This is a genomic window from Sinorhizobium sp. BG8, assembly GCF_016864555.1.
GTDB lineage: Bacteria > Pseudomonadota > Alphaproteobacteria > Rhizobiales > Rhizobiaceae > BG8.
The window spans coordinates 330,627-353,521 of record NZ_CP044012.1; the positions used below are offsets into that span (position 1 = coordinate 330,627).

19 protein-coding genes and 1 pseudogene are annotated in these 22,895 nt (G+C 60.9%); 11 read left to right on the forward strand and 9 right to left on the reverse strand.

The genetic code is table 11. The features are described from left to right. Window positions 1–64 precede the first annotated feature (64 nt). The 7 genes from speB (at window position 65) to F3Y30_RS22670 (ending at window position 6,768) form a co-directional block, all read left to right on the forward strand. Window positions 65–1,114: an agmatinase gene (gene speB, locus F3Y30_RS22640; protein WP_203427416.1), complete on the forward strand. Its 1,050-nt coding sequence runs from the start codon at window positions 65–67 to the stop codon at window positions 1,112–1,114. A gap of 74 nt (window positions 1,115–1,188) precedes the next feature. Then, window positions 1,189–2,277: an ABC transporter substrate-binding protein gene (locus F3Y30_RS22645; protein ID WP_203427417.1), complete on the forward strand. Its 1,089-nt coding sequence runs from the start codon at window positions 1,189–1,191 to the stop codon at window positions 2,275–2,277. A 212-nt stretch (window positions 2,278–2,489) separates the two neighbouring features. Beyond that, complete coding sequence (locus tag F3Y30_RS22650; protein ID WP_203427418.1) at window positions 2,490–3,527, forward strand: ABC transporter ATP-binding protein; 1,038 nt, start codon at window positions 2,490–2,492, stop codon at window positions 3,525–3,527. Then, a complete protein-coding gene (locus tag F3Y30_RS22655) occupies window positions 3,524–4,378 on the forward strand; it encodes an ABC transporter permease (protein ID WP_203427419.1) in 855 nt (284 codons plus the stop codon). The genes F3Y30_RS22650 and F3Y30_RS22655 overlap by 4 nt, the downstream gene beginning before the upstream one ends. Then, window positions 4,375–5,175, forward strand: a complete 801-nt coding sequence (locus tag F3Y30_RS22660) for an ABC transporter permease (RefSeq protein ID WP_203427420.1) — start codon at window positions 4,375–4,377, stop codon at window positions 5,173–5,175. The genes F3Y30_RS22655 and F3Y30_RS22660 overlap by 4 nt, the downstream gene beginning before the upstream one ends. 9 nt (window positions 5,176–5,184) lie before the next feature. Beyond that, complete coding sequence (locus tag F3Y30_RS22665; RefSeq protein WP_203427421.1) at window positions 5,185–5,964, forward strand: carbon-nitrogen hydrolase family protein; 780 nt, start codon at window positions 5,185–5,187, stop codon at window positions 5,962–5,964. Between the two features lie 195 nt (window positions 5,965–6,159). Next, on the forward strand, window positions 6,160–6,768 hold the full coding sequence (locus F3Y30_RS22670; RefSeq protein ID WP_203427422.1) for a 2-hydroxychromene-2-carboxylate isomerase: 609 nt from the start codon (window positions 6,160–6,162) through the stop codon (window positions 6,766–6,768). A 20-nt stretch (window positions 6,769–6,788) separates the two neighbouring features. On the opposite strand, the gene F3Y30_RS22675 is transcribed toward F3Y30_RS22670, so the two are convergent. From F3Y30_RS22675 to F3Y30_RS22715, 9 genes and pseudogenes are all read right to left on the reverse strand, one after another. Beyond that, window positions 6,789–7,688, reverse strand: a complete 900-nt coding sequence (locus F3Y30_RS22675) for a DMT family transporter (protein ID WP_203427423.1) — start codon at window positions 7,686–7,688, stop codon at window positions 6,789–6,791. A gap of 126 nt (window positions 7,689–7,814) precedes the next feature. After that, a complete protein-coding gene (aguB, locus tag F3Y30_RS22680; RefSeq protein ID WP_203427424.1) occupies window positions 7,815–8,687 on the reverse strand; it encodes an N-carbamoylputrescine amidase in 873 nt (290 codons plus the stop codon). Window positions 8,688–8,877: 190 nt separating this feature from the next. Next, entirely contained in the window at window positions 8,878–10,506 is a 1,629-nt protein-coding gene (locus tag F3Y30_RS22685; RefSeq protein ID WP_203427611.1) for an amidohydrolase, read from the reverse strand. Between the two features lie 66 nt (window positions 10,507–10,572). Beyond that, window positions 10,573–11,754 (reverse strand): serine hydrolase, encoded by a 1,182-nt coding sequence (locus F3Y30_RS22690; RefSeq protein WP_203427425.1) that lies wholly within the window; start codon window positions 11,752–11,754, stop codon window positions 10,573–10,575. Window positions 11,755–11,820: 66 nt separating this feature from the next. Beyond that, complete coding sequence (locus F3Y30_RS22695; protein WP_203427426.1) at window positions 11,821–12,855, reverse strand: extracellular solute-binding protein; 1,035 nt, start codon at window positions 12,853–12,855, stop codon at window positions 11,821–11,823. Window positions 12,856–12,874: 19 nt separating this feature from the next. Beyond that, window positions 12,875–13,687: an ABC transporter permease gene (locus tag F3Y30_RS22700; protein ID WP_203427427.1), complete on the reverse strand. Its 813-nt coding sequence runs from the start codon at window positions 13,685–13,687 to the stop codon at window positions 12,875–12,877. Beyond that, the gene (locus F3Y30_RS22705; RefSeq protein WP_203427428.1) at window positions 13,680–14,606 is read right to left on the reverse strand and encodes an ABC transporter permease; all 927 of its coding nucleotides are present in this window, start codon (window positions 14,604–14,606) and stop codon (window positions 13,680–13,682) included. Before F3Y30_RS22705 ends, F3Y30_RS22700 begins: the two co-directional genes overlap by 8 nt. A 2-nt stretch (window positions 14,607–14,608) precedes the next feature. Next, window positions 14,609–15,663, reverse strand: a pseudogene (locus F3Y30_RS22710) (ABC transporter ATP-binding protein). A gap of 358 nt (window positions 15,664–16,021) precedes the next feature. Beyond that, on the reverse strand, window positions 16,022–16,447 hold the full coding sequence (locus F3Y30_RS22715; RefSeq protein WP_203427429.1) for an OsmC family protein: 426 nt from the start codon (window positions 16,445–16,447) through the stop codon (window positions 16,022–16,024). A gap of 627 nt (window positions 16,448–17,074) precedes the next feature. On the opposite strand from F3Y30_RS22715, the gene F3Y30_RS22720 reads away from it, so the two are divergent. The 4 genes from F3Y30_RS22720 to F3Y30_RS22735 are packed head-to-tail and all read left to right on the forward strand — an operon-like array spanning window position 17,075 to window position 22,649. Continuing rightward, the gene (locus F3Y30_RS22720; RefSeq protein WP_203427430.1) at window positions 17,075–18,517 is read left to right on the forward strand and encodes a TolC family outer membrane protein; all 1,443 of its coding nucleotides are present in this window, start codon (window positions 17,075–17,077) and stop codon (window positions 18,515–18,517) included. Between the two features lie 26 nt (window positions 18,518–18,543). Beyond that, window positions 18,544–20,706: a type I secretion system permease/ATPase gene (locus F3Y30_RS22725; protein ID WP_203427431.1), complete on the forward strand. Its 2,163-nt coding sequence runs from the start codon at window positions 18,544–18,546 to the stop codon at window positions 20,704–20,706. Next, window positions 20,703–21,995 carry an HlyD family type I secretion periplasmic adaptor subunit gene (locus F3Y30_RS22730; RefSeq protein WP_203427432.1) on the forward strand — a complete coding sequence of 431 codons (1,293 nt, stop codon included), beginning with the start codon at window positions 20,703–20,705 and terminating at the stop codon, window positions 21,993–21,995. The genes F3Y30_RS22725 and F3Y30_RS22730 overlap by 4 nt, the downstream gene beginning before the upstream one ends. Window positions 21,996–21,998: 3 nt before the next feature. Next, window positions 21,999–22,649, forward strand: coding sequence for a ribbon-helix-helix domain-containing protein (locus F3Y30_RS22735; protein WP_203427433.1), 651 nt, complete (start codon window positions 21,999–22,001; stop codon window positions 22,647–22,649). Window positions 22,650–22,895: the final 246 nt, after the last annotated feature.

The window sequence follows — 22,895 nt, forward strand, 5'->3', positions numbered from 1 at the left end:
AAATTGGGCTGCCATCTTCTGACCGCCCGCTCTCCGGCTGATCAAACCGTATAGCGAGGCAGGCATGGCGTTCGACGCGAGCAAGTTGCAGGAACTGAGACAGAGATACAGCAACGGCACCGATTTTTACGATCCGGCCTACCGCAAGGTTGCCGACAAGATCTTCTCGGGTGGCACGCGCGTCGCACCCTACGCCGGAGTTCCGACATTTCTGTCTGCTCCCTATCTTCCTGTCGATGCCAATAACCCCGATTTCGGTGATCTCCAGGTCGCCATCACGGGCGTTCCGATGGATCTTGGCGTAACCAACCGTACGGGCTCGCGCTTCGGACCCCGCGCCATGCGCTCCATCGAACGCATCGGCCCTTACAACCATGTACTGGATTGCGCACCCGTGCAGGAATTGCGCGTGGCCGACATCGGTGACGTGCCGTTCCAGAGCCGCTACAGGCTCGAACTCAGCCATGAGGACATCGAGAAGCGTTTCAACCAGATCGTCGACGCCGGGGTCATCCCGCTTGCGGTCGGCGGTGACCACTCGATCACCCACCCGATCATGAAGGCCGTGGGCAAGAAGACGCCCGTCGGCATGATCCACATTGACGCTCACTGCGACACCGGCGGCTCTTTCGACCAGACGAAATTCCACCACGGCGGCCCGTTCCGCAACGCCGTCCTTGATGGCGTTCTCGATCCGACCCGCACGATCCAGATCGGCATTCGCGGCTCTTCCGAGTATCTATGGGAGTTTTCCTATGAGTCTGGCATGACCGTGATCCACGCGGAAGAGGTGACGGGCATGGGCATCCCCGCCATCATCGAGAAGGCGAGGCAGATCGTCGGGGACGGCCCGACTTACCTCTCCTTCGACATCGACAGCCTCGACCCAAGCTTCGCTCCCGGCACCGGCACGCCTGAAATCGGCGGACTGACGACGCGCGAAGTCCTCGAACTGCTCCGCGGGCTCAAGGGGCTCAACCTTGTGGGCGGCGACGTCGTGGAAGTCGCGCCGCAGTACGATGCAACCACCAACACCGCACATGCGGGCGCGCAGGTACTGTTCGAAATTCTGAGCCTCATGGTCTTCAGCCCCTCGGTAAAGGGCAAGGCCTGACGTAGAATACACCAAAGCAATGTGGGAACATGCCGGCGCACGCTCTGGGCTCCGGCACATAAAAGGAGAAAAAAATGGGTAACAACTTCAACTCCAACATCAGCCGCCGCGGCCTTCTTGCCGCAAGCGCGGCCGGAGCATCGCTGCTTGCGATGCCGTCGATCCTTCGCGCACAGGACAAATCGCTGAAGATCGGCGTCTACGGCGGTTACTTCAAGGATTCGTTCGACAAGAACATTTTCCCTGAGTTCACCAAGGCAACCGGCATCGCGGTTGAATCCATTGCGGAGCCGACGGGCGAAGCCTGGCTCGTTCAGCTCGAGCAGGCAGCCCGCGCCAAGCAGGCTCCGGCCGACGTTTCCATGATGTCCCAGGTTGCCATGCTCAAGGGGCAGGCAACCGAGCTCTGGGCGCCGATCGATACCACCAAGATGAAGAATGCCGGCAATCTGATCGACCACTTCGTCAACAAGTATCCAGATGGACGCGTGGCGGGCATCGGCGCGGTTGCGTGGTACATCACGCTCGTCACCAACACCAACGTCTACAAGGAAGCGCCGACCTCCTGGACCGCTCTTTGGGATCCGGCCAATGCCGACAAGCTTGGCCTGCTTGCGCTGGTCTCCAACTCCTTCCTGCTCGAGGTAACCGCCAAGACCTTCATGGGCGGCACCAACGCGCTGGACACCGAAGAAGGCATCCTGAAGGCCTTCGAAAAGCTCGCTGAGGTAAAGCCGAACGTTCGGTTGTGGTACCGCGACGAAGCACAGTTCGAGCAGGCACTGAAGTCGGGCGAAATCCCGATGGGCCAGTACTATCACGACGTTACCGGTCTTGCGGCCGCTGACGGGCACCCCGTACGGTCCACCTTTCCCAAGGAAGGCGGCATTCAGGATTCCGGTTGCTGGGCAGTGTCGAAGGCGTCCCAGAAGTCCGAGGAAGCGCACGTCTTCATCGACTACATGTGCCAGCCGGCCATTCAGGCGACGCTGGCCCGCAAGGTCGGAACCTCGCCGACGGTCAAGCGCGAGCTTCTCGACCTGTCGGACAAGGAATTCGCCGCGGTGTCCTCAGATATCGAGCCGATCATTCCGCGCTACGACCTCTACCAGACCAAGTCGGACTGGCTGAACCAGAAGTGGACCGAACTCATCGTCGGCTAAGGCACTCTCCTCCTCCAACGGAGGATGATCTGCGCGTCGCGAGGGGGATCGGTCGAACCGAACTCACCCCTCGCGCGCGTGTCGCGCGGCCCCACCCTCGTGGTGAGGCATCGGACGCTCAAGACACAACTCGCGGCAGGGCAGGCGTCCAGCGACCATTCTATTGATGACGCATACCTGCCCCGCGTGACACGAACACACACAGGAACACCATGTCCGGATTGACCCTTCAAAACGTCACCAAGGAATTCGGCACCTTCACCGCCGTCAGAAACGTGAACCTGACCGTGCCGCACGGTACCTTCGTGTGCATGCTCGGCCCGTCCGGATGCGGCAAGACCACACTGATGCGGATGGTTGCCGGCCTCGACCTGCCGACCGGCGGCGCAATCAAGCTCGACGGCGAAGACATCACCCGTGTTCCAACGCACAAGCGCAATCTCGGAATGGTCTTCCAGTCGCTGGCGCTCTTTCCGCATCTGACCGTCGGCGAGAACATCGCCTATGCGCTGCGCATTCGCGGCGTTGGCAAGGAGGAGCAGCGAAAGCGCGTCGATGAGCTTCTTTCGATGATCCACCTCCCGGGCTATGCAGACCGCCCGGTCGCTAAACTCTCCGGGGGCCAGCGCCAGCGCGTAGCAATTGCCCGCGCACTTGCCATCTCGCCGAAGCTGTTCCTGCTCGACGAGCCGCTTTCCGCGCTCGACGCCAAGCTGCGCGAAGCCATGCAGGTGGAACTCCGGCAATTGCAGCAACAGCTCGGTATCACCACGATCGTCGTCACCCACGACCAGCGTGAGGCAATGACCATGGCCGACACGGTCGTCGTGATGAATGGCGGGGAGATCCGTCAGGCCGCACCGCCGGTGGAAATCTACCGCAGGCCCGCCGATACGTTCGTTGCAGACTTCATTGGCTCGACCAACCTCGTCGACTTCACGGCCGATGCCGCGGGACGCGCCACGGTTCTTGGCCGGCCGGTGGAGGGACTTTCAATCCCTGCCGGCCTGGCGAAGGGGATCATTTCCGTGCGCCCGGAAGACCTGCATCTGACGGCACCGGGCAACGGCCCGTTGGACGGCACCGTCACCTTCGTGCGCGATCTCGGGGGCACGATCGAGACGTTCCTCGACGTGGCCGGCAAGCAGATGATTGCGGTCTCGACGCCGCGCGCCCGTCCGGAAGTTTCCGTCGGCCAGACTGTCGGCATCCAGCTTTCACCCGACGTTTGCGTGGTGCTCAAATCATGAGGCGCGAAAAACCGCAAACGATCGCCGACTATGGCCCGCTGCTCTTCCCGGCCGGGATGTTGATCATTTTCTTCGTCGTCCCCTTCGCGACGATGATTGCCGTCTCGTTCTTCCAGCGTGATCCGGCAGGTTTCTATTCGACCGCGTTCGTCTTCGACAACTACGCCCGGTTCCTCAGCCTTTTCTTCGGCAAGGTCCTTGGCTTTTCGCTCTTCCTTGCCGTTGCGGTCGCGGTCTGCTGCGTCGTGATTGCGCTGCCCTTTACCTATCTCTTGTCGCGCTCGAAGCGCAGGACCCAGGTTCTCTGGCTCGTCGCCCTGCTTTCGGTGTTGTCACTCTCCGAGGTCATCATCGGCTTTGCCTGGTCGACGCTGTTCTCCCGCACCGCGGGCATTACGAACCTGCTTGTAGCAATCGGCCTGATGAACGAGGCAGTCGCGCTCAACCCAAGCTTTGGCGCTGTCCTCACTGCGATGGTCTACCAGGCCTTGCCCTATACGGTGCTGGTCCTCTATCCTGCGCTCGTGCGGTTGGACCCGACACTGACCGAGGCGGCGCGCACACTTGGCTCCTCGCCGGTACGCGCCTTCTTCACGGTCGTCGTGCCTGCACTCAGGAACACCATACTCGCCACGCTGATCATGGTCTTCATCTTCGCTCTCGGCTCATACCTCCTGCCGCAAATCCTCGGCCGGCCACAGCACTGGACGCTTTCGGTCCTGATTACCGACCAGGCGATCTATCAATCGAACATGCCGTTCGCCGCCGCGATGGCCGTGTTCCTCGTACTCGTCACTCTCGGCCTCGTCGGTCTGACGATCTACGCCGGACGCAAGGGAGAAGCCGCATGAATACTCTCTTCCAGCGGCTCTACTTCTCCCTCGTCGGCCTGTTTCTGGCGCTGCCGCTCATCGTCGTCGCGGGGGTTTCGGTCAACGCGAAGCAGACGCTCGCCTTTCCGCCAGAAGGCTTCTCCCTGTCATGGTACGGTGAGATCTTCACCAACCCCGAATGGCGCAATGCGCTTCTCGCATCCGTGACGCTCGCCGCCCTCTCGGCAGCTCTCGCGCTCGCCATCGCCCTGCCGCTCGCCTGGTTCCTGTGGCGCCGCGTCGCCCCGTGGGCGAACATTTTCCAACTGCTCGGCATCGCGCCTTTCACGCTGCCGCCGGTCATTACCGCCCTCGGCCTTTTGACGTTCTGGGCGACGACCGGGTTCTACGGCCAGCCATGGACCGCGGTCATCAGCCACGCCATCTTCTTTGTCACGCTCCCCCTGGTCACGCTCTCGCTCGGCTTTTCGTCCATCGACCGCTCTTTCGTCGAGGCCGCCGCCACGATGGGGGCCGATGATCGAACGATCTTCCGGACGGTCGTCCTGCCGCTCATCCTGCCCTATCTCGTCTCCGGCTACGCCTTCGCCTTCGTGCTATCGCTCAACGAATACATCGTTGCGTACATGACCATCGGCTTCACGATGGAAACGCTGCCGATCAAGATCTTCAACGCACTGCGCTACGGCTATACGCCGACGATGGCCTCGGTGACGATCGTCTTCGTCGCGATCGCTGCCACCGTCTTCGGGCTCGTCGCCCGCTTCGGCGATCTGCCGAAGCTGCTTGGCGCGATGTCGACGAACGAGAAATAGGAGCCTGCCGTGAAGATCGCTGCCCTTCAGATGCGCGCCGTTGCCGGCGATGTGGAAGCCAATCTCGCTCGCATTGCCGGTGCCGCAGCCGAAGCCTCGGCGAACGGCGCGAAGCTGCTGATCGCGCCGGAGCTCGCGGTGACCGGATACGGGGCAGGGGACGCGCTGCCGCAACTAGCGTCTACAGCCACGGGACGGACCGTCGAGCGGATCGCGACCATCGCCCGGGAAAACCGCGTGGTGATCGTGGCCGGCTTTGCAGAGACAGACGGTCAGACGACCTACAACAGCGCGCTGCTCACCGATGGCAGCGGCAACACCGCCATTTATCGCAAGTCGCACCTTTATGGCGAATACGAACGCATCTGGTTCCAGCCGGAGGCACCGACTTCTGTCGTCGCCAACGTCGAGGGCATCAAGGTAGGCATGCTCATCTGCTACGATGTCGAATTCCCGGAAAATGTCCGCCGGCTGGCGCAGGCCGACGTCGAACTCGTCGTCGTGCCCACGGCACTGCCCAAGGGTGCCTCGGGTACCTTCATCGCCGACCGGATGATCCAGGTCCGGGCCTTCGAGAACCAGGTTTTCGTCGCCTACGTCAACCACTGCGGCGCCGACTCCCGCTTCACCTATGCAGGCCTGTCGCGGATCGTCGCGCCTGACGGCAGTGTGCTTGCCGAGGCCCCCGCGGATGGCGAGGCGCTGATCTACGCAGACATCAGACCTGGCGACTACGTCGCGTCGAAAGCGGAAAACACCTATCTGGCGGATCTCGCGCGGCAGGTATAATTTTGAGGCCGAAGGTACGAAGCACACGGCCCGTCTGCAGTCCGGATCCGCCAAGCGAACGCGTCCGGAGACATAGGCCACCGTCGATGGTTTCTGGGCAGCCGAACGGCAGAAACCGGTTATAGATCGCCCACGGGTTTTCCCGATAGCGATGCTCCTTCGCGACCTCGACAATTGCCGGAGGGAGTGAATGTCATGGCCACCATCGATTTCTGGTTCACGCTCGGAAGCACCTATACCTTCCTCGCGGTGATGCGCCTGCCGCAGATCTCGGAGAAGTCCGGAATCGATTTCCGATGGCGACCGTTCAATGTCCGCGCAATCATGATCGAGATGGACAACATCCCCTTCGCGAAGAAGCCGGTGAAGGCGGCCTACATGTGGCGGGACATCGAACGCCGCGCTGCGATGTACAGCCTGCCCGCCCACCTTCCAATCCCGTATCCCCTTCCCGAACTCGAGCGGGCCAACCGCGTCGCGATTGTCGGAGCGAATGAGGGCTGGTGCGAAGCCTACACCGTAGAAGCATACCGACGATGGTTCACGCAGGGCCAAGCTCCGGGCAGCGAACCAAACCTTTCGGCGAGTATAAGCCAGGCCGGCCACGATCCCGCACGGGTTCTCGAACTCGCCGATTCCACCGACGGCATCGATGCGCTCTATCAGGCGACGGAAGAGGCGAGGGGTCTCGGCATCTTCGGATCCCCCTCATTCATCGTGGACGACGAGCTCTTCTGGGGGCACGACCGCCTCGATGACGCGATCAGTTGGCGAAACAATCTCGACAGAGCGACGCCGGGTTGAAATCGCATCGCCGAGCGGCACTAGAGTGTGATCAGCGCCGTACCCAGGACGGCCAGGCACGCACCGAGCCAGGATTGCGCGGGCGGGCAAACCCCGGTTCGAAACCACACCATCGGCAAAATCACCACGGGCGTCATCGACGACAGGGTCGAAACGATCCCGACGTTTCCGTGCGCAAGCGCCGCCATCAGCAGTGACATGCCAAGCCCTGTTCCGAGAAACGCAGCCAGCACGGCAATGCCAACCGTTTTGAGAGCTACCGCCGGAGCCCGCCTCAGTGCAGCGATGGGCAAGACCGACAACATCAGGAAAAAGACCATCGCGATGCCGGACCGTATGGCCATCGCGGTAAAGGGTTCGACACCCGTCGCCATGGCCGGACGTGCGCAGAGGCTGCCGAGCGCCTGGCCAAAGGCCGTGATCGCTCCGAGCGCGATCCCATGCCATGGCAGACGCACCGGCACCTGGCGTCCCTCGGACGGAGACGAAACGCCTTCACCTTGACGACCGCGGAGACCAATCGCAAGTATGATCCCCGCCAGGACCAGCAAGATCCCCCCGCCTTGCTGGATGCTGATTGTCTCGCCCAACACTACATAGCCGAGCAGAACGGCAAAGGGTGCAGTCAATGAGAACATCAGCGCCGTATTGCGTGCACCGATCGCATAGATAGTCGCAAAATAGGTGGTGCTTGCGACGATGATTCCGAAGAAGCTGGACGCGGCCAGGTAGCCCAGCTGCCACGCCGCCACAGATTGCCAACCGCCCAGGAAAAGCGAAACGGCCCCGGTCATCAGGAAGGCAGCGATCATCTGCCAGCGCGCGAGGCGCAGAACGTGCACGCGTCCGTTCAGTTCGCCAATCAGCATGCCGCTCATGGCAATACAGATGGCGGCGGAGATCGCGAACAGTTCGGACATGACTCAGGAGATCCTGCAGTGGGAAGTGCGCGCTGGTCCTAAGTCAAAAGCATCCCGGATTCCAGCGCTCACGCACGCCCGAAGAAGAAAATCGCGCGTCATATCTCAATGCCACCTAGGCCCTTCCTATGCACGCCCGTCGAGTGTCGCCACAGGGCCGTAGAGATCCGGCCGCCGATCCCGGAAAAGTCCCCATCCCCAGCGTTGCCGCTCTATGGCATCGAGATCGAAGGTCGCAAGCAGCACGCCGGAGTTCTCCCGGTCGGCCTCTGCCACCTTGGCACCCGTCTGGTCGGCGATGAAGGACGAGCCATAGAAGGTGAGGGCCGTGTCGTTGCGCCCCTCTTCGGTGCCGATCCGGTTGGATGCCACGAGCGGAACCATGTTGGCAGCGGCATGCCCCTGCATGACACGCTGCCAGTGTGCCGCGCTGTCGATCGTGGCGTCGTGAGGTTCGCTACCGATCGCGGTGGGATAGAGCAGGATTTCAGCTCCGAGGAGCGCCATGCTGCGAGCAGCTTCCGGAAACCACTGGTCCCAGCAGATTCCACAGCCGATCGTGCCGAACCGGGTCTTCCAGACCCTGAAACCGGTATCGCCCGGGGAAAAATAGAACTTCTCCGTGTAGCCCGGACCATCCGGGATATGGCTCTTGCGGTAGTTTCCGAGCACCGAACCATCGGCATCAACGATCGCCACTGAATTGTAGAAGGCCCGGCCAGCCTTTTCGAAATAGCTCACCGGCAGGACCACACCGAGTTCGGCCGCGAGAGCCGAGAAATGAGCGACGAGCGGGTTGTTCTCGAGCGGTTTCGCCAGCTCGCAGAAACCGAAATACTGCTCCTGGCAGAAATAGGGTGTCTCGAACAGCTCCTGGATCAGGATGATGTTGGCACCGCGCCCGGCCGCCTCGCGCACGAGACGCTCGGCCGTTGCAATGTTCTTTTCGATATCCCAGCTGCAGGCCATCTGCGTGGCCGCAAGCGTCACATTCCGCATTTATCGTCTCCCAAGAATTCGCCACTTCCGCACCGAGGGCGGGAGTGGCCTGATTTCCCTATATGCCAGCCTCCGACGAACACGAAAGGCAGCACGGGCAGCGCATTCCGGTGCCCGCTCCGTCCGCTTGCGTCATAGTCTTCGGGCATGACTTCTCCCGAAGACCATCTCGCATTTCATCAGGCGGGGCCTATGCCTGATGGGTGATCCGTCCGTCGCAAATCGTGGTGACCGGGCGGATCCCCGCCAGCGCCTCTGATGCAGCGGCCTCGACATCACCGGACAGCACGACGATATCCGCCAGATATCCCTGCTTGAGCACGCCCTTCCGGTCCTCCATGAACTCGACCCATGCGCTGGTCCTGGTGTAGGCGGCAAGCGTCTCCTTCAGAGACAGGCGCTGGTCCGGCATGCCGTCCTTCCAGGTCTTCCGGGTCATGGCGTCGTAGATGCAGCTCATCGGATCGAGGGGAGAGACCGGCCAGTCGGTTGCGAAGACGATCTCGGCGCCGGCGTCAGTCAGCGTGCGCCAGGCGAAGGCATAGGGCCAGCGCTCCTCACCGATGCAGGAGAGATACGGCTCGAGCGGCAGGCCCGCATTGCCTGGCGGATGTGTCGGCTGCATCGAGGCGATCGTGCCGAGCTGTGCGAAGCGCGGAATGTCGTCCGGGTGGATGACCTCGATATGCTCGATCCGGTTGCGGGCGTCGCGCCCTCCGTTCGCACTCGCGGCCGCTTCATAGCCGTTCAGAACCATGCGCACGGCGCCGTCACCGATGGCATGAACCGCCACCGGTAGACCTAGCTTGTCGGCAACGATTGCGACGTTGTTGAAATGGTCCTGCGTGAAGAGAGGATCACCCTTCCACCCCGGCTGATTTGAATAGTCGTCGACGAACACCGCCGTGCCCGACTCCGTCACCCCATCCATGAAGAGCTTGACGAAGTCGCAACGCAGCTTGTCCGTGTCGAAGCGTTTGCGCCACGCGGCAGCCTTATCCTCAAGATCGGAAAGCGGCATGAAGTTCTTCATGTGGAAAGGCATGCGGACCCTGACCGGAAGCCCGTCGACCTTCTCGATCTCGTCCAGCATTTCGAGCTGGTAGAGACTGCCGTCCATGTTCTGGATGGACGTGATGCCGAGGGAGGCGCAGTAGGCAAGGCCGCGCTTGATCACGGCAATGTCCTTGGCGCGTTCATCCGGCGTCAGGTTCTCCGGGTCGCCGCCCGTACCTACGCCAAGCATCTCGCGGCCACCGGTTTCACTCAGCGCCGCCACCGGGCGCATCGCGTTGGATTCCCGAAGTTCCCCGTTTGCGAGGCCGTCCGGCCCCATGACGATCTCGTTTCCGACGCCGACGTCTCCCCCCTCGAGGATCCCTGCCTGTTTGAGGGCGATCGTGTTCGCCCAGGCGGTGTGATGGTCAGGCGCGACCATCATGAACGGGCGGTCAACGATGATCCGGTCGAGGTGGTGACGGGTGACGCGTTCGTCCACCGACAGGATCGTGTAATCGGCATACTGCGCCTCGAGCAACGGCAGGTCCGGGTTGGCGGCAGCGTAGTCGCGAACCGCCTTTTCCAGCGCTTCGTAACCGCTGACACCGAAAAGCGACAGCTGGGTGAGCCCTACGGATCCACCGAAGATGTGCATGTGCGCTTCGTTGAAGCCCGGAAGCACGGTCCCTCCCTTGGCGTCGATCACATGAGTGTCCGGCCCGCTGAAGGCATCAACCTGGGCCTCCGAACCGACGGCCAGAATGCGGTTGCCCGCAATAGCGATTGCTTCGGCATTCGGATTGGCGTCATCCATCGTCATGATCCGCGCATTGCGGATGATGAAGCTTGCTTCTTTCTGCACGGTGTCTCCTCGATTTTCTCTGTTTCAGAACGCCATCTGGCAGATGGCCCTGAAGAATGCGAAATTGTCCTGCTTGAGTTCGTCGTCGAGCGGATTGGGCTGGGACGACAGCTTGACGATGACGGTATCGGTACTTGGATCGACATAAAGCCACTGGCCGTGGATCCCGATGGCGCAATAGGCTCCGTCGGCCTCGCCCGACTGATACCACTGGCTGCGGTAGCGACCGTTCGGAAGGCTGGTATTGCTGCCTGCGGCCCAGGCATCGTGATCACCCGCCGTCCTCATGTCCTTGATCCATGCCGATGGCACGACCTGTCTGCCGGCCGACGCGCCGCCCGTGCGCAGAAGCTCGCCCACACGTGCGAGGTCCCGGGCAGTCACGCAGATCCCGCCGGCGGTTCTCGGCGTGCCGATCGCATCGACGGTCACATAGGCGTGGTTCTTGGCGCCCATCGGTTTCCACAGAAGATCGGACATCAGCTCCGGGAAACGCATCTTGGTCGCGCGCTCGATGATCACCCCGAGAAGGTCCGAATTCGGCGAGGCATAGAAGAACGGACCTCCATGCGGACGTTCGGCCTTCCTGAGCGTAAAAAGGAAAGAGGGCAGCGTCTCTGCGGGTAGCCCGGGTTCCGGCGGGTTCCACAGCATTGCGCGGCGATAGCGCGCGAAGGCGCCGAGCCTGTCGAGGTAGACTTCCTCGAAATCGAGGCTGACGCGCATGTCGAGGACATCGCGGTAGCTGCAGTCCCCATAGGCACTCCCTGCAGCCTCCGGCAGATAGTGGGTCACCGGCTTGTCGGGATCGATCACGCCCTCGGCTTCCAGAATGCCCGAGACAACGGCGGTGAGTGACTTGGAAACTGAAAAGACGACGTGGCGTGCATTTACGTCAGCATGGGGCGCATAGTGCTCCGCCACGATCCGGCCGTCGCGCATCACGACGAAGGCGTCGGTATGGGCATAGTCGAGAAAGCCCGAAATCGTCGAAACATCTTCGAGGCCGGCGTCGATGCTGCCGGCGAGGAAGAGCGAGGACTCCACCGCCACCTCGGCCTCGACCGTCTCGCAAGCGATCTCGGCGGTCGGAACGAGGTCACGCAGGTTTTGGAAGGACCAGCGGCTATACGGCGCGCTGCGCCAGGTCTCGAGCGTCACGTCAGCCCTGGCGAAGCCGTTCGCGTCATTGAATGTAGGTATCATCGCATTTGTAGCGAACGCGGAAAGCATAACTTCCCGCGTCGCAATCCCTTTCGTGAAGGAAAATCGTTACTTCTGCAGTTCTGTCCAGATCTTGGTGTAGAGCTGCTGGACTTCCGGCGGGCAGGCGAGGTTGAACTTGCCGGCTGCCTTGAACTCTTCCGGGATGACGATCTCGGGCGCAGCTTTCATGTCTTCCGGCATGAAGGCCTCCGAACCCTTGATGCCATTCGCATAACGGGCGAAGGACGACAGCATCGCTGCGTTTTCCGGATCCATGATGAAGTTCAGGAACAGCTTGGCGTTCTCGACGTTCTTGGCGTCCTTCAGGATGGCAGCATTATCCATCCAGATCGGATAGCCTTCCTTGGGATAGCCATAGGCAACGTTCTCGTTCTGGAGACGCGAACGGAAGGATGCGCCGTTCCAGTTCGTGCCGGCCGAGAGGTCGCCCTTGGAGTACTTCTCGATGTTGCCGTAGTCCATCGAGATCCACTTGGGCTTCGCGGCCAAAAGAAGCTCGCGCGCCTTCTTCAGCACGGTGAGATCGCCGGTGCAGGGCTCTCCACCCGCATAGGTCACCACCATATGCATGACATCGGCCATTTCAGGCAGCACGTTGACCTTGCCGACGAGCTCCGGCGGTGGGTCCATGAAGATCGCCGAGGTGTTGATGTCGCCGTGATAGACCGCCTTGTTGACGGTCACGCCGGTCGTGCCCCACTGCCACGGAACCGAATAGTGGCGCCCCTGGTCGAAGGGAACGTCGACCCACTTCGGATCGACGTTCTTGAAGTTTTCCATTTCGTCGGGGCGAGATTCGAGCAGCAGGCCCTCGGAGATGAAGATCGGCATGGCGCTTGCCGAGGGAACGACGATGTCAAACCCGTGGCCGCCCTGACGAACCTTGGCCAGCGCGGTGTCGTTGGAATCGTAGTCAGTGATCGTCACCTTGACCTTGTAGGTATCCTCGAATTTCTTGATCATCTCCGGGCTGGTGTAGTTGCCCCAGTTGAAGATGTTGAGCTCACCCTCCGCATGGGCAACCGCCGTCGATGCGAGAAGCCCCAAGGCAAGCGTTGCAAGTCCCACTTTACGCGTCATTGCTGTTCTCCTGGTTGAATTATTCGTTGTCTTTCCGAGATGGCCTGCTGAGGAAGAAGAAGATCGTGACGATCGCCAGCGACAGCAGCAGGAAAACGGTGGATATGGCGTTCATCTCCGGCGTCACGTTGCGACGGAGCTGGCCGAGCATGTAGGTGGGCAACGTGTCCTGGCCGCCGGATTTCACGAACTCGGTGATGACAACGTCATCGAGCGAAATCACGAAGGAAAGCATCAACCCGGCCAGAATTCCCGGAAAGAGCAGCGGCAACGTGACATAGCGGAACGCCTTGAAAGGCGTTGCGTAGAGGTCGGCGGCGGCCCGCTCGAGGGACAGGTCCATGCTCTCCAGCCGCGCCCGGATCGGCAGGTAGGCGAAGGGCACGCAGAAAGCCGCATGGGCGGCAATCAGGTAGCCGAGCCCGGAATAGCCCGTCCATATCTTGATGCGCGAAAAGACGATGAGCAGCGCGACCGCAGTGACGATCTCCGGCACGAGTAGCGGCAGGTTGATGAAGGCGTATTTGAACGTGAGCCCGCGATAGGCGGGTGTGCGGGTGGTCGCGAGTGCCGCCATCGTCGCGACCGCGGTGGCGACGATGGCGGCAATGATCGCAATCTGAAGCGACCTGAGCGAGGCCTCGATCACCTGTTCGTTCTGCCAGGCGCTCGCAAACCAGCGCAGGGAAAAGCCTTCCCATGTCGCGATCGAGGTTCCTGCATTGAAGGCGTAGACGACGAGGGTGAAGATCGGCAGGTAGAGGATGAAGAAGCAGAGCATCGCTACTGTCGCGAAGCCGGGCTGCCTCTTGATGGAGAATTTCTCAGCCATGCGCGCTCCCTCCTGCCTTTCCGGCATTGCGGACGTAGAAGAGCATGGCAAAGAGGACGACGATCACCAGCGCCACCGAAAGTGCCGCGCCGAGCGGCCAGTTGCGCCCCTGGCCGAACTGCAGCTCGATCAGGTTGCCGATCATGAGGTTCTTGCCTCCACCCAGCACGCGGGGGATCACGTAAGAGGAAAGGGCAGGGATGAAGACGAGGATCGAGCCAGCGATCAGGCCGGGCCTGACCAGCGGAATGATAACGCGGGTCAGCACGCCGAACCGGCTCGCATAGAGATCGTAGGCCGCTTCAATCAGGCGGAAATCGAGCTTTTCGAGGCTCGCATACAACGGCAGGACCATCAGGGGCAGGAACACGTAGGTCATGCCGAGCAGGATGGCGAAATCCGTGAACATCATCTGGATCGGCGCGGCTATGACACCCAGTTTCAGGAGCAGCGAGTTGACGATTCCTTCACTGCGGATGACCTCCTGAATGGCGAAGGCGCGGATCAGCATGTTCGTCCAGAAGGGGATGGTGATGAGAAAGAGCCAGATCGTACGGTTGTGCGGGGGACGCGTCGCGATGAAATAGGCGGTCGGAAAACCGAGGACCGCGCAAAGAACGGTCGTCACCACCGCGAGCTTGATCGATCGCCAGAAGATCGAGAAATGGGCTGTCGCGAGAGAGACCGTCTCATCGAAGATGTCGCGGGAAAAGAGAACGTTGAACCAGCCTTCGCTGGAGAATTCCCATTTCACGTCCCCATAATTGCCGGGCGCGAGAAATGAATAGAGCACGACCACGAGAAGGGGGCCCACGCTCGCCGCCAGGATCAAAAGCAGGGCCGGCGCACTCAGCAGCCACCGGTCGCGGGTTTCTTTCTTGTTTCGGGCTTCACCGGCTTCCGCTGCACTGACGGCCATCTCTAGTCCTTCAAGATCTGGGCGACGTTTTCATTGACAAGGACGCCGACCCGTTCCCCCTCGGGAAAGCTGCGGTGACCGCTCCTGGCATTCTGCTCGCGGATTGTGAAAAGCGTTCCGTCGTCGAGACGCACGTGGAAATGCGTGTCGGTGCCGAGATAGACGACATTGTCCACGAGGCCGGAAAGCGAAGCCTCCGCGCCGGCTGCGACCGCCTGGGCGTGCTCGGGGCGAATGACGATGCTCACCTTGCCGCTCGGAGTGACATCGGCCGGATAGGTCGCGGAAATTTCAGCGCCAGAGGACAGCCTGACCCGGGCGAATTTGGCATCCGCCGAAACGACCGTGGCTTCGAGGAAATTCGTCTCGCCTATGAAATCCGCCACGAAGCGCTCGGCCGGACGATCGTAGATGTCCCACGGGGTCCCGATCTGCCGCACCGTGCCATGCGACATGACCGCGATCCGGTCCGACATCGTCAGAGCCTCTTCCTGATCGTGCGTAACGAAGACGAACGTGATGCCCGTTTCGGCCTGAAGTCTTTTCAGCTCGATTTGCATCGATTTGCGAAGCTTGAGGTCAAGCGCCGACAGAGGCTCGTCGAGCAGCAGCACCTTGGGCCGCGGTGCGAGTGCCCGCGCAAGCGCCACCCGCTGCTGCTGCCCCCGGAAAGCTGCGCCACCGGATTGTTTCCACGCCCCTCGAGGCGAACCAGCTTCAGCATCTCGCTGACGACCGCTTGGATTTCCGCCTTCGGCTTCCCGAGCATCTTCAAGCCGAAGCCGATATTATCGGCGACCGACATGTGCGGAAACAGGGCGTAGTTCTGGAACACCGTGTTGACCGGCCGCTGGTTCGGCAGCAGGCTCGAAATGTCTCTACCGTCGAGCAGCACATGCCCTTCTGTTGGAAGCTCGAACCCGGCGATCATCCGGAGGAGGGTGGTCTTTCCACAACCGGACGGACCGAGAAGGGTGAAAAACTCGTTGGCCCTGATGTCGAGGGATACGTTGTCGACGGCCTGAAACGTGCCGAACCACTTCGAGATTCCCTGCATGCCTATGGCTCCGCCACCGGCACTCTTGGCGTGGATTTGATCCATCTGTTCCCCGTTTTATGCCGCCTCCGAAGCCTTGATCCCTTTGGTGACGGGCGGACACCCGGACTCCCCTCAGACCAAAGTGATAGGCTTACGGAATTTATGATCACAACAAATCATAGTCGGATGAAAACTGTAAAGGGCCATTTTTTGAGCATGCAAAAATAACAGCCAAAATTGCATTCCATCAGCACACCACCCTAAGGCTGCACCGGAAGAATGGCACGAAGAAGGCTATACGCCATCCATAAGACAACCGTTCCGGGCAGAAGATCCTGACCGGAGTGTCTGGAACATGGCCAAAGGGAATCGGCCTCTAGTCGGAGATGGTGGTCACGAAAGCCGGCGTTGCCCGGATGGTATTGCTCACCGTGCAGATCTCTTCTTCCGCTGCTTTCACGATCAAGGCACGCGTTTCGGCGTCGATGTCGCCCTTGATGGTAATGGCGATCTGGAAGGTTTCGACACGAGACAGTCCCTCAACCGCCTTTTCCCCCGTCACCTCGGCTCGCACTTCCTCAAGACGGCCGAGAAGGCCCATTCGGTTCGCAGCAACACGGGCGCTCATCGCCAGGCAGGCGGCCAACGATGCATAAAGCAGGTCAAGCGGATTGAACCCGGCTTGAGAAGCACCCGTCACGATCGCGATCTCTCCGCCGGTCGCCGATGTAACGATCGGGAAGCCTGTACGCCCAAGGACCGCCTCGGCACCCACGGGTCTCTCAGTGATTCTCGGGTCCATTCGATTCTCCCTTTTATTCAGCTCGCTAATTCTACTTCCGAAAAAGACGCGAAGCTGCAAGATTGCTGTCCCGCGTAGTGGCACATTATTCTACTCGGCGCCCGCTGAGCGCCATATCCGCGCCTCACCGTCGACCCAATCTCGCCGGACAAATGACGTATTGCCGTGCGCTCGCAAATACTTCCAGATTAGAATACCGCAAACCGAAGGATCAACTCGGGCGTCTTCTGTCAATACATGACAATGTAGCTAAATAGATCTATGCCTTTTCTCATCTTCTTCGCTGCTCGAAAACACCCTTAAATTGCAGACGCCTACGCTTACATTGGCGAGCGCAGGTGCATTTCTACCCCGCACCGAAGGGCCGACTTGGGCCGAGACCTTCTGTAACATCAGCTTTCTTTGCTTTGCCAAACCAGGCAGTTGCGGATGACGTTAAAAGCGTCGATGCGCGGCAAGATGGCGAGCAGGCGTGCGATACACGCCCGCGTATGTTGCATTTACATCACAGCATTAATCATGCCCCAATAATAGTCACTCGATGAGAAAGTTGGCATTTACTATGAGCAACACTTCTATATAGAGTCCCCCAACGTTACGTAATGCGACTGCTGGGGACTAGACTCTATGAATAAGAGAATTTCGTATTTGGCTTCGGCCTATGCATCTGTTTCATTTTTGTTTTTTTCTTTTGGCCCGGCAAATGCAATCACGCTGCACGAAGCGATTGAAAAGACCCTGACGGACAACCCGCAGATTATGCAGGCTGCACAGAATCGTGAAGCGGTCGAGTTCGAATTGCGCCAGGCCCGGGGGCTCTATCTGCCCACAATCGACTTCGATTCAAGCACCGGAGCCCGGCGCCTGGAAGGCCCGACCGAGCGCGCGCTCGGCAACGGACCTGAAGAGCTTTACCCGACCGACGCGGGCATCACGATCACCCAGACGCTCTTCGACGGCGGTGAGCGACGCGCCGAAGTAGAGGCCCAGGCCTCGCGTGTGGATGGCGCATCGTTCCGGGTGCTTGAGCGATCCGAATCGCTCGCTCTGCGTGTGGTGCAGGACTATCTCGAATACATGCTGCAGGCACAGATTGTGGCGGAAGCAGGGCAGAACGTCGGCTTCCATCGCAACATGATCGGCAACATCAAGCAAAGCATCCAGGGCGGCACGCTGACCGACGCCGACCTGCTGCAGGGTGAGGAACGCCTCTCGTCCGCCCAGGCCAAGCTTCGGCAGGCCCAGGAGGAACTCGAGGCCGCGAACATCCGGTTCCGCGCGACCGTCGGCCAGCCGATTGGCAAGACGAAGATGCCGCCGCCGATGAGCAAGTTCCTTCCCGCAACCCTGGACGAGGCAATTTTCGTTGCACGGGAGAACAACCCGCGCGTCTATTCGGCCGGCGCAGATGTCGACGCGGCAGATGCGAACGTTCGTGGCGCGCGCGCGAACTACCTGCCCAAGGTCTATCTGGAAGGCACGGCGCGCACCGGCAACGACGTCAACGGTGATGAGGGCAACACGAACGACCTGCAGGGCCGTATCGTTGCCAAGTGGAATCTCTACCGCGGCGGGATCGATGTGGCGCGCGAGCAGGAGCGTATCCGCCGCGCCAGCGAGCAGCGTTACAACCTTCACCAGGTCCACAGAGAAGTGGAAGAATCCGTTCGTTCTTCGTGGAACGAGCGCTCAGCCCGCTCCGATCTCGCCAAGACTCTCGGTGCGCAGTCCGCGACCAACGCCCAGCTCGTTTCCAGCTACCAGGAGCAGTTCCAGGTTGGGAAGCGTTCGCTGCTCGACGTTCTGGACGCACAGAACACCAAGTTCAACGTGGGCGTCCTCGCCAAGACCGCGCAGTACGCTTCGCTTTTCGCGCAGTACAAGATTCTCGCTGCAAGCGGCAGCCTCGTGAAGAGCCTCGGGCTCAAGGCGGTATCGCAGTCCGATGCCTATGCGCGCCAGGAGTTCGGCGTCCAGTCGCTCGGTGACAACCCGGGCTACAAGGAAATCGATTCGCACCAGACTGCCGACATGCCGATAGATCTACTGACACCTATCAGACAGAAATAGAGCGCTGCCCGCTCGGACTGGAAGCCATGTTGGATTACGTAAGCAGGAGTTCCGGCAGCCGCGCGCAGCAGACGTTCAGAAATGCATTCAAGTCCATAGCGGCCTTCTACGGTCGCCCGAGTTCCGACACGGTGCTGTTTTCCGGCGTACCGGAGGAGGACATCGAGTCCGCGCAATTCGACGACGTGGAGCGCCTGGCGGAACGCATCGGCCTTCAATGCATCCATCATTCTGAACGGGATTGCCGGCGGGGCGATTTCGAATGCCCGGCGATCGTCATGCTTGCCGACGGCAGTGCATTGCCGCTGCTCGAAGCGCAGGAAGACGGCTCCTTCGTATTTGATCTCGTTCGCGACGTGGACGCGCCGCCGGCGCTCACGCGTGAAGAGCTCTTCGAGATGAAGCCTGTCGGGGCGTTCAGCTTCACGCTTCACTACGAGAACGCGTCCGAAGACGGTGTCGTCGGCACCGCGCAAGAAATTGAGCGGCGGCACTGGCTCTCGACCACGCTCGCTCCCTACTGGCGGACCTACCTGAGGGTTATCGCGGCCGCGCTATTCATCAACATCATCGCGCTCGGCTCACCGCTGTTCGTAATGAACGTCTACGACCGGGTTCTGCCGAACAAGGCGATCCCCACTCTCTGGGTTCTCGCGATCGGCATCTCGCTCGCGTATCTCTTCGATTTCCTGCTCAAGACCGCACGCTCAGCTCTTATAGACTATGCCGGCCGCAAGGCCGACATGCGTCTTTCGCAGTTGCTCTTCGACAAGGTGCTGAATTCCACAATGGCGTCCCGGCCACTGTCGACCGGTGAATATGCCAGCCGCGTCAGCCAGTATGAGTTCGTTCGCGAGTTCTTCACTTCGAACACGATCGGCGTGATGATCGACAGCTTCTTCGTGTTCATCTTCCTGGCGGTCATATTCTTTATCGCGGGTTGGCTGGTCGTGATCCCGGCTGTCGCCTTCCTGCTGGCGATCGCCATCGGGTTCCATGCCCAGCACAAGATCGGGCGGCGCATGGCCGCGGCCGCCAACGAGTCCGCACGTCGGCAGTCGCTGCTGATTGAGGCGATATCCACCATCGAGACCATCAAGAGCCTGCGGGCGGAAGCTCCGATGCTCCGCCGCTGGCAGGAACTGACGCACCACTCTTCCCGTACCAGCGAAGAGATCAAGCATATCTCGTCCAATGCGGTAAACGCGACACAGTTTCTGCAGCAGATGGTGAGCGTGGCCATCGTCGTCGCCGGAACCTACGAGTTTTCGGAGGGACGCATCGCGATGGGTGCAATCATTGCGGCCGTGATGCTTTCTGGAAGGGCAGGCGCACCGCTCGGCCAGATCACCATGACGCTTGCGCGTTTCCGGCAGGCGACGTTGTCGCTACGCATCCTGAACAAGATCATGGAACAGCCGGAGGACCGGCCGGTGACCGCCGGCTTCGTCAACCGCCGCATTGCCCAGGGCAGCTTCAGCTTCCAGAACGTCGTGTTCCAGTATCCCGGTTCGGATCACCCCGTCCTGAACGGCCTTTCCTTCACCGCCACGGCCGGCGAACGCATTGGCATCATCGGACGTATCGGCTCCGGCAAGACGACCCTGAGCCGCCTCATGGGCGGCCTCTATCCGCCGACGTCGGGTCGCATCCTCATCGATGGCGTGGATATTCGCCAGTACCACATGGCGGAAGTGCGCAGCGCCGTTGCTGTTGCCGGCCAGTCGTCCGAGCTCTTTTCCGGGACGGTCAAGGAAAACCTTCTCTTCGGCAAATCGGACGCCACCGACGAGGAACTGCTGGCAGTCGCCAGGATGACTGGCGTCGACGAGTTCGTCGCCTCCCACCCACGCGGCTTCGACATGCCGGTCGGCGAACGCGGCACCAATCTTTCCAGCGGCCAGAAACAGGCATTGACGATTGCCCGCCTGCTCCTTGCCAAACCCAAGATCGTCTTCCTCGATGAACCCTCAGGCGCAATGGATCTCGCCAGCGAACGGCATCTGATCGCGCGCCTCAATGGTGCGTTCGAAAAGGATACCACCCTGGTGATCGCGACACACCGTTTCAGCATGCTCGATCTCGTCGACCGCCTGATCGTCGTGGACAAGGGCCGTATTGTTGCCGATGGCCCGAAACGCAGCGTGATCGAGGCAATGCAGCGCGGCAAGCCCACGGAGCAACAGTGAACGCGAACACGCTCGATCGCCCGCCCTTCTTCGCCAGAGCAATTCTCGGCATCGTCGCCTTGCTCGTCGCCACCTTCATCGCCTGGGCCACCCTCGCGGAAGTTGACGAGATTGCGCGGGGCGACGGCAAGGTCATTCCGATATCGAAGACGCAGATCGTCCAGTCGAGCGAGCCAGGCATCGTCCAGGAAATCGCTGTCTCGCTGGGCCAGGTCGTGAAGAAGGGCCAGCTTCTCGTTCAGCTGAACAACACGACGACCTCGTCGACGCTCGGCGAATCCGTGGCCAAGTCCCGCGCACTGCAGGCCAAGATCGAACGCCTCAAACTGCAGGAGGCCGGCGAGTACGACGGCCAGTTCATCTGCCCGCCGGATATCCTGGCAGCGGCGCGTGCCGTCTGCGACAACGAACAGATGTTGTTTTCCGCCACCAAGGCCAACTACCTCAACAAGGTTTCGGTTCTCCAGGAACGGCTGAAGCAGCGCCAGACCGAGCTGAGCGAAGCGCACGCCAATATCGATCGCCTCAAGGAGAACATCACGGCGACCGAAGGCGAGCGCGACCTGATCGGGCCGCTTGCGAAAAAGAAGCTGGTCGCCCAGACGGAAGTGCTGCGCATCGAACGCGATCTCACCGACCAGCGTGGCCAGCTCAAAGTGTATGAGGAAAGCCTTCAGCGCCTCGAAGGTGCAGTAGAGGAGGCTCGCCTGCAGGTTGGCGAACTGACCCTCGAACTCCGCCAGGAGGCGCTGAGTGAAAAGGCCCAGACGCTCGCCGAACTCGGTATCGTCGAAGAAACGATCCGCGGCGCCTCGGACCGGGTCAATCGCACCGACATCCGTTCGCCGGTCGACGGTATCGTCAACACCCTCGACGTCAACACGATCGGCGCCTATGTCGAGCCCGGCAAGGTGATCGCCGGCGTCGTTCCGACGGCGGATACCTTGCTCGTCGAGGCCCGCATATCGCCCCGGGATGTCGCATTCGTCCGCCGCGGGCAACCCGCCATCATCAAGGTGACGGCGTACGACTTCTCGATTTTCGGCGGCTTGGAAGGGGAGGTGGTCAACGTCTCGGCCGACAGCCTTGTCGAAAAGGAGAAAGGCGAAGCCTACTACCTCGTGCAGGCCAAGACCAATCGTTCGGCCCTGGAGCGCAACGGCAAGAGCTACCCGATCATGCCGGGCATGGTGACCTCCGTCGAGATCCTCACCGGACGCAAGACAATTATCAGCTATCTCCTGAAGCCGATCAACAAGGCCCGCTCCGAAGCACTGACGGAGCGCTGACGGATGAAACAGGCGCCCCCCGACGACACCATGCCGGTTGAATTGGTCGAGGGCCCGCTGCCCAGCGTCGGCGCGGACGAGGCCGAACCCCGTTTCAGGGTGGTCGTTGGAACGAACGGAGAGCGCCGCGGCATCCGTCTCGAGCGCATCTATTGGGACGGCCTGAGCCGCATGGCGGCAGCCGGCAAAATGACGACCGCCGAACTGGTCCAGCATACGGCCTCGCAGTTAAGGGAAACCGGCAATCTCGCGTCGCTGCTGCGGGTCGTCAGCCTGAAATGGGCGCTGAAGCGACTGACTGCGCTCGAGGATGTCTCGACCCTTGCCAATATCAATGCGCTGGTGCAGGCATCGCCGTCGCCGACGATCGCGCTGACCCGCGAGAAGAAGATCCAGTTTTTCAACGAACCGTTCCTGGCCATGCTGCGCAACCGGATGCAGCAGCCCACAACGTCCGCAGCCAAGGGCCTTTCCCTGTCGATCGACCTCCATGTCGAGGATGCGCTGAAGGCGCTCGAGGAAAACAAGGGCAAAGCCATAAGCACGGGCTTCAGCATCAGCGTGAACCAGCAGACGATCCGCGGCCAGATCCGGCTGGCACTCGCCCCCACTCATGAGCGGTCGATGTTGCTGGGCTTCGTTTCGAAAACCTGATCGCGGACGGGCAGTCGTCTCCCTCAACCAAAACGGGTGAACTGTTATCATTTTGGGCTGCGCTCGACGATCGACCGCCATCCCTGATGTTTCGCGCGAATCGGGCAATCCGCCGCCATTTTTCAACCGGGAGGTCACGTCGACTGGAAATGAATCGCGCCGCAGACCTCACGTTACGTGAATCACCAAGCGCCGACACCGCGCCCGAGCAGTATTTCAGTCAGTAGACCTACGCTCCGACGACGA

What these genes read in the sequence shown, in the direction of transcription:
- F3Y30_RS22720 (WP_203427430.1), top strand. Translation starts at nt 17,075, where the DNA reads ATGAATAAGAGAATTTCGTATTTGGCTTCGGCCTATGCATCTGTTTCA.
- F3Y30_RS22645 (WP_203427417.1), top strand. Translation starts at nt 1,189, where the DNA reads ATGGGTAACAACTTCAACTCCAACATCAGCCGCCGCGGCCTTCTTGCC.
- F3Y30_RS22735 (WP_203427433.1), top strand. Translation starts at nt 21,999, where the DNA reads ATGAAACAGGCGCCCCCCGACGACACCATGCCGGTTGAATTGGTCGAG.
- F3Y30_RS22705 (WP_203427428.1), bottom strand. Translation starts at nt 14,606, where the DNA reads ATGGCCGTCAGTGCAGCGGAAGCCGGTGAAGCCCGAAACAAGAAAGAA.
- F3Y30_RS22655 (WP_203427419.1), top strand. Translation starts at nt 3,524, where the DNA reads ATGAGGCGCGAAAAACCGCAAACGATCGCCGACTATGGCCCGCTGCTC.
- F3Y30_RS22675 (WP_203427423.1), bottom strand. Translation starts at nt 7,688, where the DNA reads ATGTCCGAACTGTTCGCGATCTCCGCCGCCATCTGTATTGCCATGAGC.
- F3Y30_RS22695 (WP_203427426.1), bottom strand. Translation starts at nt 12,855, where the DNA reads ATGACGCGTAAAGTGGGACTTGCAACGCTTGCCTTGGGGCTTCTCGCA.
- F3Y30_RS22685 (WP_203427611.1), bottom strand. Translation starts at nt 10,506, where the DNA reads ATGACGATGGATGACGCCAATCCGAATGCCGAAGCAATCGCTATTGCG.
- speB (WP_203427416.1), top strand. Translation starts at nt 65, where the DNA reads ATGGCGTTCGACGCGAGCAAGTTGCAGGAACTGAGACAGAGATACAGC.
- F3Y30_RS22650 (WP_203427418.1), top strand. Translation starts at nt 2,490, where the DNA reads ATGTCCGGATTGACCCTTCAAAACGTCACCAAGGAATTCGGCACCTTC.
- F3Y30_RS22690 (WP_203427425.1), bottom strand. Translation starts at nt 11,754, where the DNA reads ATGATACCTACATTCAATGACGCGAACGGCTTCGCCAGGGCTGACGTG.
- aguB (WP_203427424.1), bottom strand. Translation starts at nt 8,687, where the DNA reads ATGCGGAATGTGACGCTTGCGGCCACGCAGATGGCCTGCAGCTGGGAT.
- F3Y30_RS22715 (WP_203427429.1), bottom strand. Translation starts at nt 16,447, where the DNA reads ATGGACCCGAGAATCACTGAGAGACCCGTGGGTGCCGAGGCGGTCCTT.
- F3Y30_RS22725 (WP_203427431.1), top strand. Translation starts at nt 18,544, where the DNA reads ATGTTGGATTACGTAAGCAGGAGTTCCGGCAGCCGCGCGCAGCAGACG.
- F3Y30_RS22660 (WP_203427420.1), top strand. Translation starts at nt 4,375, where the DNA reads ATGAATACTCTCTTCCAGCGGCTCTACTTCTCCCTCGTCGGCCTGTTT.
- F3Y30_RS22670 (WP_203427422.1), top strand. Translation starts at nt 6,160, where the DNA reads ATGGCCACCATCGATTTCTGGTTCACGCTCGGAAGCACCTATACCTTC.
- F3Y30_RS22700 (WP_203427427.1), bottom strand. Translation starts at nt 13,687, where the DNA reads ATGGCTGAGAAATTCTCCATCAAGAGGCAGCCCGGCTTCGCGACAGTA.